The following is a 14,722-nucleotide window of genomic DNA, read 5'->3' as shown; positions in this document are numbered from 1 at the left end:
ACCGAGAGGAAAACATGCGATTCGAGAATAAAGTCGGCATCGTCACCGGGTCCGGTGGCGGCATCGGGCAGGCATACGCCGAGGCGCTGGCCCGCGAGGGCGCGGCGGTGGTGGTCGCCGACATCAACGCCGAGGCCGCCGCCGCGGTCGCCAAGCAGATCGTCGCCGACGGCGGAACCGCCATCAGCATCCCGGTCGACGTGTCCGACCCCGCATCCGCCAAGGAGATGGCCGACCGCACGCTGGCCGAGTTCGGCGGCATCGACTACCTGGTCAACAACGCGGCGATCTTCGGCGGCATGAAGCTCGACTTCTTGCTCACCATCGACCCGGAGTACTACCGCAAGTTCATGAGCGTGAACCTGGACGGCGCGCTGTGGTGCACCCGTGCGGTGTACAAGAAGATGGCCAAGCGCGGCGGCGGAGCGATCGTCAACCAGTCGTCGACCGCCGCTTGGCTTTACGCGAATTACTATGCCCTGGCCAAGGTCGGGCTCAACGGCCTGACACAACAACTCTCCCGCGAACTGGGTGGCCAGAACATCCGGATCAACGCGATCGCCCCCGGTCCCATCGACACCGAGGCCAACCGGACCACCACCCCCAAAGAGATGGTCGACGACATCGTCAAGGGTCTGCCGCTGTCGCGGATGGGTACGCCTGCGGATCTGGTCGGCATGTGCCTGTTCCTGCTCTCCGACGAGGCGTCGTGGATCACCGGACAGATCTTCAACGTTGACGGCGGGCAGATAATCCGATCATGAGTCGCGCCGGTGACGATGAAGAGCGAAGCGATGAAGAGGAGCGGCGCCATGAGTGACGATTTGAAGCTCGGCTACATCGGGTTGGGCAACATGGGCGCGCCGATGGCCACGAAGATGATCGAATGGCCGGGCGGGGTAACGGTTTACGACATCCGCACCGAGGCGATGACCCCGCTGGTCGAAAAGGGTGCCAGCCTGGCTGACAGCGTCGCCGACATCGCCGCCGCCGACATCGTCCACATCACCGTGCTCAACGACGCCCAGGTGCGTGAGGTGGTCGGCGAGCTGGCGACCCACGCGAAACCCGGGACCGTCATCGCGATCCACTCGACCATCAGCGACACCACGGCGGTCGAGCTCGCGGCCGAACACACACCGCGGGGCATCCACATCGTCGACGCACCGGTCAGCGGTGGGGCCGCCGCGGCGGCGAAGGGCGAGCTCGCCACCATGGTGGGCGCCGAGCGTGAGGTCTACGAGAAGATCAAGCCGGCGTTCAAACACTGGGCGGCGATGGTCGTCCACGCCGGCGAGCCGGGCGCAGGAACCCGAATGAAGCTGGCGCGCAACATGTTGACGTTCACCTCGTACGCCGCGGCGTGTGAGGCGATGAAGCTGGCCGAGGCGGCCGGGCTGGACCTGCAGGCCCTGGGCCGGGTGGTCCGCCACACCGACGCGCTCACGAGCGGTCCGGGGGCGATCATGGTCCGCGACAACATGAAAGACATTGAGCCGGACAACTTTTTATACGAGTCCTTCGTGCACGCCCGCGGCCTGGGGGAGAAGGACTTGAGCCTGGCGCTGGCCCTCGGCCAGGCGGTGTCGGTCGACCTGCCGCTCGCCCAGTTGGCCTACCAGCGGTTGGCCGCCAGCCTTGGGGTTCCGCACACAGAGAAAGAGGCGTGATGGACGAGTTGCGCAGCAAGGGTCTCGCGAAGATGAACGAGGTCTACGGCTGGGAGATGCCCAACATCGAAGGCGACGCGTACTTCGACCTGACCGTGGACCACCTGTTCGGCAGCATCTGGACGCGACCGGGATTGTCGATGCGCGACAAGCGCATAATGACGCTGACGGCGGTGACCGCGATCGGAAACCGCGACCTGGCCGAAATCCAAATCAACGCGGCACTTCTCAACGGCGAGCTCACCGAGACCGAGCTGAAGGAGATGGCCGTCTTCCTCACCCACTACCTGGGCTTCCCGCTGGGTTCGGCGCTCAACGGCGCGGTCGACGCCGTGGTGGCCAAGCGCAAGAAGGCCGCGGCGAAGGGCTCCGGTGAGGACAAGAAGGCCAACGTGGACGCCGCGTTGAAGATGCACTCGGGCGAGTGACCCACCAATCTCAGTACGGCTGAACGCCTTCGGGCATCACGTACTCAGAGATCGGTCCGGCGATCCCGTTGATCGTCGTTCCGCCGTTGATGATGCCCGGGGCCATGTCCAGCATGTTGTGCGGGAATCCGAACCGCGGCTTGGTCAGCGCGTCGAGCCGGGCCAGCTCGTCGGCGCTCAGATTCACATCGACGGCCCGGATGTTGTCCTCGAGCTGGGAGAGCCGGCGCGCCCCGATGATGACGGACGAGACGGCGCGCTGCGCGCGCACCCAGGCCAGCGCCACGCTGGCGACGTTGGTTTCGTGCGCCTTCGCGATGGCCTCGAGTTCGTCGATGACTGCGTAGGTCTTCTCGTTGAGAAAGGCGTCGACCATGGCGCCCCGGTCGGCGTTGTGCTACCGGGTGCTGCTCTCGGTCATCTCGTGCGTCGAGGCCGATATCTGCGCGCTGGGCCTCGAGTCCAAGGAACTGTTTCTGCTCGCCGAGATCGACCCGTGCGATCTGCGTCGCCACCGGCTGCTGCTCACCCCCGCCGGACGCCTGGCCGCCAGGAAGGGCCTGACGCTGCTCTCCGACGAGTTCGACAAGCGTCTCGGACGCCTTACCGTCGCGCAGCGCAACGACCTCAGGGCGCTGCTGGGGAAAATCGTGTGAATCCGGGGACGGTGGGCGTGGGCCGTTTGACCGGGCTAGTCTGACGTGTCGTGCGCGTCTTGGTGATTGGTTCCGGTGCCCGTGAACATGCGTTGCTGCTGGCGCTTCGCGAAGACCCCGAGGTAGCGGGGCTGGCGATCGCTCCCGGCAACGCCGGCACCGCGCGGCTGGCCGACCAGCACGACGTCGATGTCACCTCGACCGACGATGTCGTCGCCCTGGCCCGCGAGGTCCGCGCCGACCTGGTGGTCATCGGTCCCGAGGTGCCGCTGGTCCTCGGGGTGGCCGACGCGGTGCGGGCCGCGGGCATCGCCTGCTTCGGTCCCAGCAAGGACGCGGCCCGCATCGAAGGCTCCAAGGCTTTCGCCAAAGAGGTCATGGCCGCCGCCGGGGTGCGCACCGCGACCAGTGAAATCGTCGATAGCCCGGCGCATTTAGACGCCGCCCTGGACCGGTTCGGCCCGCCAACTGGGGATGCGGCCTGGGTGGTGAAGGACGACCGCCTGGCCGCCGGCAAGGGCGTCGTGGTGACCGCGGATCGCGGTGTCGCACGCGCGCACGCCGCCGGGCTGCTCGAGGCGGGCCACCCGGTCCTGTTGGAGTCCTACCTGGACGGCCCGGAGGTGTCGCTGTTCTGCGTCGTCGATGGCGCAACCGTGGTGCCTCTGCTGCCGGCGCAGGACTTCAAGCGTGTGGGCGACGGCGACAGCGGGCCCAACACCGGCGGCATGGGCGCCTACGCGCCGGTCCCGTGGCTTCCCGACGAGGTGTATCGCGACGTGGTCAGCAACATCGTCGAACCCGTTGCGGCCGAGATGGTTGCGCGGGACAGCTCGTTCAGCGGATTGCTGTATGCCGGCCTCGCGATCACCGCGAACGGACCCGCGGTGGTCGAATTCAATTGTCGCTTCGGCGATCCCGAGACACAGGCGGTGCTGGCGCTGCTGGAATCGCCCCTGGGCCAGCTGTTGTACGCGGCCGCCAACGGCACCTTGGCGGACTTCGGCGAGCTGCGCTGGCATGACGGCGCGGCCGTGACGGTGGTGCTGGCGGCGGAGAACTATCCCGGACGCCCCCGCGTGGGAGACGTCATCGTCGGCTCGGAGGCCGACGGGGTGTTGCACGCCGGAACGGCGCGGCGCGACGACGGCGAGATCGTCTCGTCGGGTGGCCGGGTGCTGTCGGTGGTGGGCACCGGCGCAGACCTGACGGCCGCCCGGGCCCAAGCCTACGAGGTCGTGCGTTCAATTCGCCTGCCGGGCAGCCATTTCCGCAGCGACATCGCACAACTGGCGGCAGACGGGAAGATCCGCGTCTAGAAGGCGGCGGCCTGACCGTCGCGGCGCGGATCGCTGGCCGCGAAGTAGCCGTCCTCGAGGCGCCAGATCGCCTGGCAGCTGCCGAATTGGTTGTAGTCGTCGACGGCAACGAGATCGTGTCCGCGGCGGCGCAATTCGTCCAGCGTCGAATCCGGGAAGCCCTTTTCGCAGCTGACCTGCATGCCCTCGACCCACCGGAACCGGGGGCCGTCACATGCCGCCTGCGGATTCTGCCCGTGGTCGGCGATGCGCACCATCACCTGCACGTGACCCTGGGGCTGCATCATTCCGCCCATCACCCCGAAGCTCATGACCGGTGCGCCGTCTTTGGTTACGAATGCCGGGATGATGGTGTGGTAGGGACGCTTGTTCGGGGCCACGGTGTTCGGATGTCCAGGGTTGGCAACAAAATTCGCGCCCCGGTTTTGCAGGGAGATCCCGGTGCCCGGGACCACCACGCCCGAACCGAACCCCATGTAGTTCGACTGGATCATCGACACCATCATCCCCGCGGCGTCGGCCGCGGTGAGGTAGACGGTTCCGCCCGCCGGAGCCCCGGCGGATGCGGGCTTGGCCCGCCCGCGGTCGATCAGTCCCGCGCGCTGCTTCAGGTACTCGTTGTCCAACAGGTGTTCCGGCTCCAGCGGCATGTGTTCGATGTCACCGACATAGGCCTGGGCGTCGGCGAACGCCAGCTTCACCGCTTCGATCTGAAGATGCACGCTGTCAGCGGAATCCGCTGGCAGCGCGGCCATGTCGAAATGCTCCAGAATGCCCAGGGCGATCAGCGCGACGATGCCCTGTCCGTTGGGTGGGATCTCGTGCACCGTGTATCCGCGGTAGCCGCCGTCGACCGTGCCCACCCAATCGGCACGGTGGGCCGCCAGGTCGCTGGCCCGCATGGCGCCGTCATTGCCCAGCGCGTGCGCCTCGAGCCTGGCCGCCAGTTCCCCACGGTAGAACGCTTCGCCGTTGGTCGAGGCGATCGTCTCGAGCGTCGCGGCATGATCCGGCAAGCTGAAACGCTCACCCGGTTTCGGTGCCCGCCCACCGGGCAGAAACGCCGGGGCGAAACCGGGCTGGCTTTCAAAGAGCGGCACCTGCGCCGCCCATTGCTCCGCGACGGTCGGCGAGACCGGAAATCCGTTGCGGCCATACGATATTGCGGGTTCGAAGAGCCGCTCGAACGGCAGCTTGCCGAATTTGGCATGCAGTTCGGTCCACGCCGATACCGCGCCGGGCACGGTCACCGAGTTCCAGCCCAGGATCGGAACGCCCTTGCCGCCGAAGTATTCCAGCGTCCACGCCGCGGGCGATCGGCCCGAGGCGTTCAGGCCGTGCAGTTGCTTGCCATCCCACACGATGGCGAAGGCGTCCGAACCGATGCCATTGGACACGGGCTCCACGATCGTCAGGGTGATGGCGGTGGCGATGGCCGCGTCCACCGCGTTGCCGCCCTGCGCGAGCATCCGCAGGCCCGCCTGGGCGGCGAGCGGTTGCGATGTGCACACAACGTTTTCCGCCAGGATGGGCTTGCGCGGCCAGGCGTAGGGGAGGGTCCAGTCGAAAGGTGCGGTCACCTCCGCGAGCGTAACGCTACGGCGGGGTTCGGCCTCATATCGCGCCGTGCGCTCACGCCGTCAGCAGCGGTGCCATCCAGGTGAGCTCGGCGGGCAACTGCGAGCTCCAAAATGCCCCGTCGTGGCCACCGGGCGAGAAACCACCGGCCGGCGGATTGGGCAGTTGCGCGATGAACTGCTTTGTTGCAGCGTAAAACGGATCGCTGTCGCCGCAATCGATCCGGATGGGGATCGAGGCCAGGGCGGGCGTGCCGAACACCGAGTTGGCCGCGAAGTCGTCCGGCCCGTCGAAGGCGCCGGGTGCGGCCGCACCCGAGGACATCCACAGCGCCGGGCTCACCGCGCAGATCGCCGCGGTGCGCGCCGGTCCCAGCCGGCCGCCCAGCAGCAAAGCGCCGTAGCCGCCCATCGACCAGCCCAGGAACGCCACCCGTGAGGTGTCCAGATTCTGGTTGCCCAGCATCGGGATGAGCTCGTCGAGCACCATGGCGCCGCTGTCCTCACCGGACGACCGCTTGTGCCAGTAGCCGCCACCACCGTCGACGGCGACCACCGCGAACGGTGGCAGCCCGGCATCGACGGCTTGGGCCAGACCATGTTCGACGCCGCCCGCCATCACGGTGGACGCGTCGCTGCCCTTGCCGTGCAGCGCGATCACGGGTCGCAGCGGCTTCGTCTGGCCGGGCGGGCGCGCGATGGCCCAATTGGTGTTCGCCCCGCCGCGCGCGGCGGAGACGAAGGAACCGGTCACCATCGTCGGCGCGGCCGCCGCCGGGGGAGCCGGGTCGCGAGGTGGGCTGGGCGGCGGCGCCAACGGCATCTGGGTGGCGGCGGTCGACGCCGGCATCGCGTGAGATGTGCGGGGCTCTAACAGGATGTCGAGCGCGTAGGCGCCCACCGCCCCCACGGCCGCGCTGGCGCCGAGGCCGAGTAGGGCGCGTCGGCTCAGGTCGGGCATGCGGGCCATTATGCCCTGGCCGTTTGGCCGAAATGGCAATGCAGTACCACTTTGGCTGGCACGATGGCTACTCGTGACAGCAGCGGTTACTCCAAAAGGAGAACGTCGACGGTACGCGCTCGTCAGCGCCGCCGCCGAGCTGCTGTCCGAGGGCGGCTTCGAAGCGGTGCGGCACCGGGCGGTTGCCCGGCGGGCCGGATTGCCGCTGGCGTCCACCACTTATTACTTCTCCTCCCTCGACGATCTGATCGCGCGCGCCGTCGAACACATCGCGATGATCGAGGTGGCGCAGTTGCGGTCGCGGGTCAGCGGCTTGTCGCGGCGGCGCCGGGGACCGGAGACCATCGCCGAGGTGCTGGCCGATCTGCTCGTGGGCGACGTGTCCGGCCCGGGCCTCACCGATCAGCTGATCTCGCGATACGAGCGGCACATCGCGTGCACCCGGCTGCCCGCGCTGCGCGAGACCATGCGCCGCAGCTTGCGCCAGCGCGCCGAGGCGATCGCCGAGGCCATCGAGCGCTCGGGCCGTTCGGTGCACATCGAACTGGTGTGCACGTTGATCTGCGCGGTCGACGGGTCGGTGGTGTCGGCCCTGGTGGAGGGGCGGGATCCGCGAGCGGCGGCGCAAGGTGCCGTGGTCGACCTCATCGAGGTGCTCGCGCCCATCGATCAGCGGCCCGTGCAGATCTGACCGACCGCTACGCGCGGACCGGATCCGCCGGCAGCGACGGCGTCACGATGTACCCGGTGTCCAGGTCGCCGTAGATCGTGACGTTCCCCGGGCTGCGCTGCGCATACACCGCCACATAGGCGCACACCACGGCGTCGACCGGATCCTCCGAGCGGCGCAGCTCGCTTTTGCGCTGCGCGGCCGCGACGGCGCGGCGCAGCGCGACCCAGCCGGCGTGCCCGGCCACCCGGAGCGGCACCGGGGCCTGCGCCAGCCGCTCGACGCCGTCCATCAGCAGCAACAGCTCGGATTGGAGCCCGTCCACGGTCCGACCGGGCTTCGCCTTGTATTTCAGGGTCCGCTCCAGGCGGAACAGCGCGACGGTCGCCGCGTGCGGGTAGACCTCGATGGCGCGCCGGGCGGCCGGCGATCGCGGATCCAGATCCAGGCCCAGCGCCGCGGCCAGCCGGCCCGCGCGCGGACCGCCGGCGAACTCGGGCTTCCCGGTGTTGCAGGGGTGGGCGCCGGCCTCGTATCTCCGGAAATCGCGGTTCAGCGCGGTCTCGGCCGGACGCTGGCCGGTCGGGTTGGTCACCACCAGGGGCGCATCGAAGGCGACCAGGCAATCGCCCCGCACATAGGGGCGCAACGCGGCCAGGATCTCGTCGTCGTCGCGGACCGCGCACACACTCACCAGAGCGCCGCCCGAGTCGACGACGGCGACGCCGGTCGGGTTACGACCCGCCCAGGCGAGGTCGATGCCGGCGAAGTACATCCGCATAGGTTATGACCCCGACCGTAAGCTGTGTGTTCGTGAGGACCAAGTGAGCATTCCGAATGTGCTGGCCACCCGGTACGCCAGTGCCGAGATGGTCGCGATCTGGTCGCCGGAGGCCAAGGTCGTCGCCGAGCGGCGGCTGTGGCTGGCGGTGCTGCGCGCACAGGCGGAATTGGGTGTATCGGTACCTTCCGAAGCCATCGCCGACTACGAGCGGGTGATCGAGGACGTCGACCTGGCGTCCATCGCGGACCGCGAACGGGTGCTGCGCCACGACGTGAAGGCGCGCATCGAGGAATTCAATGCGCTGGCCGGTCACGAGCACGTGCACAAGGGCATGACCAGTCGCGACCTGACCGAGAACGTGGAGCAACTGCAGATCCGGCGCTCGCTGGAACTGGTCTTCGGTCACGGCGTGGCGGTGGCCGCGCGGCTTGCCGAGCGGGCCGTAACCTACCGCGACCTGGTGATGGCCGGACGCAGCCACAATGTCGCCGCGCAGGCCACCACGTTAGGCAAGAGGTTCGCGTCGGCGGCACAGGAGACGCTGATCGCGTTGACCAGGCTGCGGGAGCTGATCGACCGCTACCCGCTGCGCGGCATCAAGGGCCCGATGGGCACCTCGCAGGACATGCTCGACCTGCTGGACGGTGACGCGGCCAAGCTCGCCAACCTCGAGCGGCGCGTCGCCGAATTCCTGGGATTCGCAACGGTATTGACCAGCGTCGGGCAGGTGTATCCGCGTTCGCTGGACCACGACGTGTTCTCGGCGCTGGTGCAGCTGGGCGCCGGGCCGTCGTCGCTGGCCCACACCATCCGGCTGATGGCCGGGCATGAACTGGTCACCGAGGGATTCGCGCCCGGACAGGTGGGCTCGTCGGCCATGCCGCACAAGATGAACACGCGCAGCTGCGAACGGGTCAACGGGTTGCAGGTCGTGCTGCGCGGTTACGCCTCGATGGCCGCCGAACTGGCCGGTGCGCAGTGGAACGAGGGCGACGTGTTCTGTTCGGTGGTGCGACGAGTGGCGTTGCCGGACAGCTTCTTTGCCATCGATGGGCAGATCGAGACGTTCCTGACGGTGCTCGACGAGTTCGGCGCCTATCCGGCGGTGATCAGTCGCGAACTGGACCGCTACCTGCCGTTCCTGGCCACCACCAAGGTGTTGATCGCCGCGGTGCGCGCCGGCGTCGGGCGCGAGGCCGCGCATCACGTGATCCGCGAGCACGCGGTGGCCACCGCCCTCGCCATGCGCGAACACGGCGCCGAGCCCGACCTGCTGGAGCGGCTGGCGGCCGACGAGCGGTTGCCGCTGGACCGGGCGGCGCTGGACGCCGCGCTCGCCGACAAGAAGGCGTTCACCGGCGCCGCCGGTGACCAGGTGGACGAGGTGGCGGCGCAGGTGGACGCGCTGGTGAATCGCTACCCGGACGCGGCCAAGTACGCCCCGGGTGCGATCCTGTGACGCTGGCCGGCGCGCTCGCGGAGATCGACTTCACCGATCTGGACAACTTCGCCAACGGATTTCCGCACGATCTGTTCGCGATCCATCGCCGTGAGGCGCCGGTGTACTGGCATGCGCCGACCGACAACACCCCGGACGGCGAAGGGTTCTGGTCGGTGGCAACCTACGCGGAAACGCTTGAGGTGCTGAAGGATCCGGTGACGTATTCATCGGTCACCGGTGGCGCGCGACCGTATGGTGGCACGCTGTTGCAGGACCTGGCGATCGCGGGTCAGGTGCTCAACATGATGGACGATCCGCGGCATTCGCAGATCCGGCGGCTGGTCAGCTCCGGGCTGACGCCGCGGATGATCCGGCTGGTCGAGGACGATCTGCGGACCCGGGCGCGCCGGCTGCTGGACGCGGTGGCGCCGGGCGAGCCGTTCGACTTCCTGGTGGACATCGCGGTCGAATTGCCGATGCAGATGATCTGCATCCTGCTGGGAGTGCCTGAATCCGAACGGCATTGGTTGTTCGAGACGATCGAGCCGCAATTCGACTTCGGCGGCTCGCGCAAGGCCGCACTGTCGCAGCTGTCGGTCTCCGAAAGAGACGCGGCGGCCGGGTCGCGGATGTATGAGTACGGTCAGCAGCTGATCGCGGCCAAGCGGGAGCACCCGACCGACGACATGTTGTCGGTCGTGGCGAACGCCATGCTGGAAGACGCCGACGGCGGGTCCGCCCTGTCCGACCTCGAGCTGTACCTGTTCTTCAGCCTGTTGTTCAGCGCCGGGGCGGAGACCACCCGCAACGCCGTCGCGGGCGGCCTGCTGGCGCTGGCCGACCATCCGCAGCAATTGCGGTCACTGCGCGGCGATCTCGACGCGCTACCCACGGCCGTCGAGGAGATGGTGCGGTGGACGTCGCCGTCACCTTCCAAGCGCCGCACCGCCACCCGCGACGTCACGCTGGGCGGGCAGCCGATCGAGGCCGGACAGAAGATACAGATCTGGGAAGGCTCGGCGAATCGCGACCCCGGCGTGTTCGAGAACGCCGACGAGTTCGATATCGCCCGAAAACCCAACCCGCATCTGGGGTTCGGCCAGGGTGTGCACTATTGCCTGGGCGCCAACCTGGCCCGGCTCGAGTTACGGGTCTTGTTCGAAGAACTGCTGTCCCGGTTCGGCGGGATCCAAGTCGTCGGGCCGGTCGAATGGGCCCGCAGCAATCGGCACACCGGCATTCGGCACCTCGTCGTGGAGCTACGCGACCAACCGTGACGATCCGGCTCGCCGATGTCGAGCCCTCACCCGATGTGTTCGCCGCGGTGATGGCGACGGGAATCTTGTCCATCGGCGCGCACGATCACGGATACCGGTTGATCATTGACGCGATGGGCGTCATCGCCAGGTGTTCTTCTGGGATGCGTTGGCCGCCTGGATCATTGTGGTCGTCGCAGGGCTGCTACTGGTGGCGCGGGCGCTGTTGCTAGCTCCCGCGCAGCGCAACTCCGGCCGACCGTAGTTCGAGCGCGACCAGGGCCCCGATGGTGGCCGGATCCTCACGGCGCCACCCGCCGACCGGATCCGCGCTGACGGCGATCAACTTCCGGGGCGGGCGGTTCGTCAGCGCGCGCAGCGCAAGCAATTGCGCACCCCCCGGGGTCGCGGCCAGTGTGGTCACCGCCAACTTGCGCCGGAAGAATCGCAGTCGCAGAAGCAGCCACGGCAGCGCCACGATGAGGATCGGGACCGCGACGACGGCCATCGCGAGCAGCACCGCGAGCCAGCTTGCCGCGCTGTCCAGATCGTGGCCCGCGCCGGCGATGTCCAGCGCGGCGTGGCTGGCGGAGTTGAGCGGCTTGCTGACCGTGTCACCCACCACCGGGATGTGCTGGGCGCCGTGGCCGGCGGACTCGAGATTGCCGGCGATTCCGTTCGCGCCGCTCTCCACCTGCCGGCCCGCGTCGGCGATGGTGGCGATGGCGTCGTAGACGGCCAGCCCGACGAGCAGCCAGAGCACTGTCCAGATGACGACGGCCAAGTCGCTGAACAGCTGGACGGCCAGCCGGCCGGGCCTGGTGGAGTAGGGCACAAACCGCAGTGTCATAGCCCCGATCCCAGCACAAAGCGCGTTTGCAGGTGCCCGATAGGCTGACCGGATGCCTGCACTGTCCGACTACCAGCATCTGGCCAGCGGCAAGGTCCGCGAGCTGTATCGCGTCGACGACGAACACCTGCTGCTCGTCGCCACCGACCGGATCTCGGCGTACGACTTCGTCCTGGACAGCACCATCCCGGACAAGGGGCGCATCCTCACCGCGATGAGCGTCTTCTTCTTCGGCCTCGTCGACGCCCCCAACCATCTGGCCGGGCCACCCGACGACCCACGCATTCCCGACGAGGTGCTGGGCCGCGCGCTGGTGGTGCGCCAGCTGGAGATGCTTCCGGTGGAATGCGTGGCTCGGGGCTACCTGACCGGCTCGGGATTGCTGGACTACCAGGCGACCGGAAGCGTCTGCGGTATCACGCTGCCGCCGGGACTGGTCGAAGCCAGCAGGTTCGCCGAACCGCTGTTCACTCCCGCAACGAAAGCCGCACTGGGCGACCACGACGAGAACATCCCCTTCGCCCGCGTCATCGAGATGGTCGGTGCCGTGCCCGCCAACCAACTGCGCGACCGCACCCTGCAGATCTACGTGCAGGCCGCCGATCACGCCCTCCGGAAGGGAATCATCATCGCGGACACCAAATTCGAGTTCGGCACCGACCGTGTCGGCAACCTGCTGCTCGCCGACGAAATCTTCACGCCGGATTCGTCGCGGTATTGGCCGGCCGACGAGTATCAGGTCGGCGTCGTCCAGAACAGCTTCGACAAGCAGTTCGTCCGCAACTGGTTGACCGGGCCCGAGTCCGGCTGGGACCGCCACGGCTCACAACCCCCGCCGCCACTGCCGGAGCACATCATCGACGCCACCCGAGACCGCTATATCGATGCCTACGAACGCATTTCCGGCCTGAGCTTCAACGACTGGATCGGTCCCAGCGCATGACCGAGACGCACTTGGAGGGCTCGGGGCCCCCGGTCGCCAAGCGGGTGGAGAGTCGACGTGAGCACCACGGCGACGTCTTCGTCGACCCGTACGAGTGGCTGCGCGAAAAGACCAACCCCGAAGTCATCGCCTACCTCGAGGCGGAGAACGCCTACGTCGATCAGATGACCGCCCACCTGGAACCGCTGCGGCAACAGATTTTCGACGAGATCAAGGCGCGCACCAAGGAGACGGATCTTTCGGTGCCCACCCGGCAGGGCGAGTGGTGGTACTACGCGCGCACCTACGAGGGCAAGCAATATCGCGTCCAATGCCGTTGCCCGATAAGCGGGCCCGACGACTGGGACCCGCCGACGCTGGACGAGAACACCGCGATCCCGGGCGAGCAGATTCTGCTCGATTCCAATGCCGAAGCCGAGGGACACGAGTTCTTCTCCCTGGGGGCCGCGACGGTGAGCCTCGACGGAAACCTGCTGGCGTACTCCGTCGACACCCTCGGCGATGAGCGTTACACATTGCGGTTCAAGGACTTACGCACCGGCGAGTTGTTCCCCGACGAGATCGTCGATATCGGCGCGGGTGCGACGTGGGCCGCCGACAATCGCACCGTGTACTACCTGACCCTGGACGACGCACACCGCCCCGACAAAGTGTGGCGGTACCGGGTGGGCTCCGGTGAAGAGGCCGAGCTGGTCTATCACGAAGAAGACGAAAAGTATTGGCTCGGCGTGGGACTCACCCGCAGCGAGGCCTACATCTTCATCGCCTCGGGATCCTCGATCACCTCCGAGTACCGCTACGCCGACGCCGCCGATCCACAGGCACAGTTCACCGTCGTGCTGCCGCGCCGCGAGGGTGTTGAGTACGCGGTCGAGCACGCGGTCATCGGCGGGCAGGACCGGTTCTTGATCCTGCACAACGACGGCGCGGTCAACTTCACCCTCACCGAGGCGCCGGTCAGCGATCCGACACAGCAGCGCACCCTGATCCCGCACCGCGACGACGTCCGGCTCGACGCGGTCGACGCATTCGCCGGTCTCCTGGTGGTCAGCTACCGGCGCGAGGCGCTGCCCCGGATGCAGCTGTGGCCCATCAACGCCGACGGCACCTATGGGCAGCCCGAAGAGATTTCGTTCGACTCCGAGCTGATGACGGCCGGCCCGGCCGGCAACCCCAACTGGGAGGCGCCCAAGCTGCGGATCAGGGCGGGATCGCTGGTCGTTCCGGCCCGGGTCTACGACATCGATCTCGCCACCGGCGAGCGCATCTTGCTGCGCGAGCAGCCCGTGCTCGGCGATTACCGGCCCGCGGACTATGTGGAACGGCGTGACTGGGCGGTCGCCGACGACGGCACCCGGATCCCGGTGTCCATCGTGCACCGCGCCGGGATCGAATTTCCGGCGCCCGCATTGCTTTACGGCTACGGCGCCTACGAGCTGTGCACCGACCCGAGCTTCTCCATCGCCCGATTGTCGCTGCTGGATCGCGGCATGGTGTTCGCCATCGCCCACGTGCGTGGCGGCGGTGAGATGGGCCGGCTGTGGTACGAGCACGGCAAGCTGTTGGAGAAGAGGAACACGTTCACCGACTTCGTCGCGGTGGCACGGCATTTGGTGGATTCCGGCGTCACCCGGCCGCGTCAGCTGGTGGCGCTCGGGGGCAGCGCCGGCGGATTGCTGATGGGGGCGGTGGCCAACCTGGCGCCGGAGCTCTTCGCCGGAATTCTCGCGCAGGTCCCGTTCGTCGACCCGCTGACCACCATCTTGGATCCCTCCTTACCGCTGACCGTCACCGAGTGGGACGAATGGGGAAATCCCTTGGCGGACAAGGATGTCTACTCCTACATGAAGTCCTATTCGCCGTACGAGAATGTCGAGGCCAAGCGGTATCCGGCGATTTTGGCCATGACGTCGCTGAACGATACGAGGGTCTACTACGTGGAGCCGGCCAAATGGGTCGCGGCGCTGCGCCACGCCAACGGCGACGGCAGTCCGGTCCTGTTGAAGACCCAGATGAACGCCGGACACGGTGGTGTCAGTGGCCGCTACAAGGGTTGGGAGGAAGCCGCCTTCCAATACGCGTGGCTGCTAGCGGCCGCCGAGGGCGACCGCTACGGCGGCCGCCAGGAAGACGATCTCGGCGCCGATCCGCAGCTGTAGCCGGGTCG

The 14,722-nt window shown here is 67.8% G+C and carries 16 protein-coding genes; 11 read left to right on the top strand and 5 right to left on the bottom strand.

What is annotated here, in order from left to right; genetic code table 11:
* Positions 1-14 precede the first annotated feature (14 nt).
* Genes B8W69_RS05685 through B8W69_RS05675 form a run of 3 tightly spaced genes read left to right on the top strand, consistent with a single transcriptional unit; the run spans position 15 to position 2,098 of the window.
* A complete protein-coding gene (locus tag B8W69_RS05685) occupies positions 15-764 on the top strand; it encodes an SDR family oxidoreductase (protein ID WP_085288945.1) in 750 nt (249 codons plus the stop codon).
* A gap of 48 nt (positions 765-812) precedes the next feature.
* Entirely contained in the window at positions 813-1,670 is an 858-nt protein-coding gene (locus B8W69_RS05680; protein WP_085289024.1) for an NAD(P)-dependent oxidoreductase, read from the top strand.
* Positions 1,670-2,098 carry a carboxymuconolactone decarboxylase family protein gene (locus tag B8W69_RS05675; RefSeq protein WP_044487447.1) on the top strand — a complete coding sequence of 143 codons (429 nt, stop codon included), beginning with the start codon at positions 1,670-1,672 and terminating at the stop codon, positions 2,096-2,098. Before B8W69_RS05680 ends, B8W69_RS05675 begins: the two co-directional genes overlap by 1 nt.
* A gap of 10 nt (positions 2,099-2,108) precedes the next feature.
* Here B8W69_RS05675 and B8W69_RS05670 read toward each other — a convergent pair whose 3' ends face one another.
* Positions 2,109-2,474: an aldo/keto reductase gene (locus B8W69_RS05670; RefSeq protein ID WP_085288944.1), complete on the bottom strand. Its 366-nt coding sequence runs from the start codon at positions 2,472-2,474 to the stop codon at positions 2,109-2,111.
* On the opposite strand from B8W69_RS05670, the gene B8W69_RS05665 reads away from it, so the two are divergent.
* On the top strand, positions 2,473-2,754 hold the full coding sequence (locus B8W69_RS05665) for a winged helix DNA-binding protein (protein ID WP_085288943.1): 282 nt from the start codon (positions 2,473-2,475) through the stop codon (positions 2,752-2,754). The genes B8W69_RS05670 and B8W69_RS05665 overlap by 2 nt on opposite strands.
* 50 nt (positions 2,755-2,804) lie before the next feature.
* Positions 2,805-4,073, top strand: coding sequence for a phosphoribosylamine--glycine ligase (purD, locus tag B8W69_RS05660; RefSeq protein ID WP_085288942.1), 1,269 nt, complete (start codon positions 2,805-2,807; stop codon positions 4,071-4,073).
* On the opposite strand, the gene B8W69_RS05655 is transcribed toward purD, so the two are convergent.
* On the bottom strand, positions 4,070-5,653 hold the full coding sequence (locus B8W69_RS05655; protein WP_085288941.1) for a gamma-glutamyltransferase family protein: 1,584 nt from the start codon (positions 5,651-5,653) through the stop codon (positions 4,070-4,072). The genes purD and B8W69_RS05655 overlap by 4 nt on opposite strands.
* A gap of 52 nt (positions 5,654-5,705) precedes the next feature.
* A complete protein-coding gene (locus B8W69_RS05650) occupies positions 5,706-6,623 on the bottom strand; it encodes an alpha/beta hydrolase-fold protein (protein WP_085289023.1) in 918 nt (305 codons plus the stop codon).
* Positions 6,624-6,684: 61 nt separating this feature from the next.
* On the opposite strand from B8W69_RS05650, the gene B8W69_RS05645 reads away from it, so the two are divergent.
* Positions 6,685-7,302 (top strand): TetR/AcrR family transcriptional regulator, encoded by a 618-nt coding sequence (locus B8W69_RS05645; protein WP_085288940.1) that lies wholly within the window; start codon positions 6,685-6,687, stop codon positions 7,300-7,302.
* A 7-nt stretch (positions 7,303-7,309) separates the two neighbouring features.
* Here B8W69_RS05645 and B8W69_RS05640 read toward each other — a convergent pair whose 3' ends face one another.
* Positions 7,310-8,056, bottom strand: a complete 747-nt coding sequence (locus B8W69_RS05640; RefSeq protein ID WP_085288939.1) for a DUF429 domain-containing protein — start codon at positions 8,054-8,056, stop codon at positions 7,310-7,312.
* Between the two features lie 49 nt (positions 8,057-8,105).
* Between B8W69_RS05640 and purB the strand changes: the two genes are divergently transcribed.
* From purB to B8W69_RS32390, 3 genes are read left to right on the top strand one after another with little or no spacing between them, the layout of a single operon-like run.
* Positions 8,106-9,524, top strand: a complete 1,419-nt coding sequence (gene purB / locus B8W69_RS05635) for an adenylosuccinate lyase (RefSeq protein WP_085288938.1) — start codon at positions 8,106-8,108, stop codon at positions 9,522-9,524.
* A complete protein-coding gene (locus tag B8W69_RS05630) occupies positions 9,521-10,783 on the top strand; it encodes a cytochrome P450 (protein WP_085288937.1) in 1,263 nt (420 codons plus the stop codon). The genes purB and B8W69_RS05630 overlap by 4 nt, the downstream gene beginning before the upstream one ends.
* A complete protein-coding gene (locus tag B8W69_RS32390; RefSeq protein WP_085288936.1) occupies positions 10,780-10,995 on the top strand; it encodes a hypothetical protein in 216 nt (71 codons plus the stop codon). Before B8W69_RS05630 ends, B8W69_RS32390 begins: the two co-directional genes overlap by 4 nt.
* Here B8W69_RS32390 and B8W69_RS05620 read toward each other — a convergent pair.
* On the bottom strand, positions 10,992-11,612 hold the full coding sequence (locus B8W69_RS05620; RefSeq protein ID WP_085288935.1) for a hypothetical protein: 621 nt from the start codon (positions 11,610-11,612) through the stop codon (positions 10,992-10,994). The genes B8W69_RS32390 and B8W69_RS05620 overlap by 4 nt on opposite strands.
* A 52-nt stretch (positions 11,613-11,664) precedes the next feature.
* Between B8W69_RS05620 and B8W69_RS05615 the strand changes: the two genes are divergently transcribed.
* Both B8W69_RS05615 and B8W69_RS05610 read left to right on the top strand, forming a co-directional pair.
* Positions 11,665-12,555 (top strand): phosphoribosylaminoimidazolesuccinocarboxamide synthase, encoded by an 891-nt coding sequence (locus B8W69_RS05615; RefSeq protein WP_085288934.1) that lies wholly within the window; start codon positions 11,665-11,667, stop codon positions 12,553-12,555.
* Positions 12,552-14,714 carry a S9 family peptidase gene (locus B8W69_RS05610; RefSeq protein WP_085288933.1) on the top strand — a complete coding sequence of 721 codons (2,163 nt, stop codon included), beginning with the start codon at positions 12,552-12,554 and terminating at the stop codon, positions 14,712-14,714. The genes B8W69_RS05615 and B8W69_RS05610 overlap by 4 nt, the downstream gene beginning before the upstream one ends.
* Positions 14,715-14,722 lie beyond the last annotated feature (8 nt).

Origin of the sequence: Mycolicibacterium vulneris (assembly GCF_002104765.1) — a bacterium.
Classification (GTDB): domain Bacteria; phylum Actinomycetota; class Actinomycetes; order Mycobacteriales; family Mycobacteriaceae; genus Mycobacterium; species Mycobacterium vulneris.
Note: the sequence above shows the minus strand (reverse complement) of the source record. Positions and strands in the feature narration are given on the sequence as shown.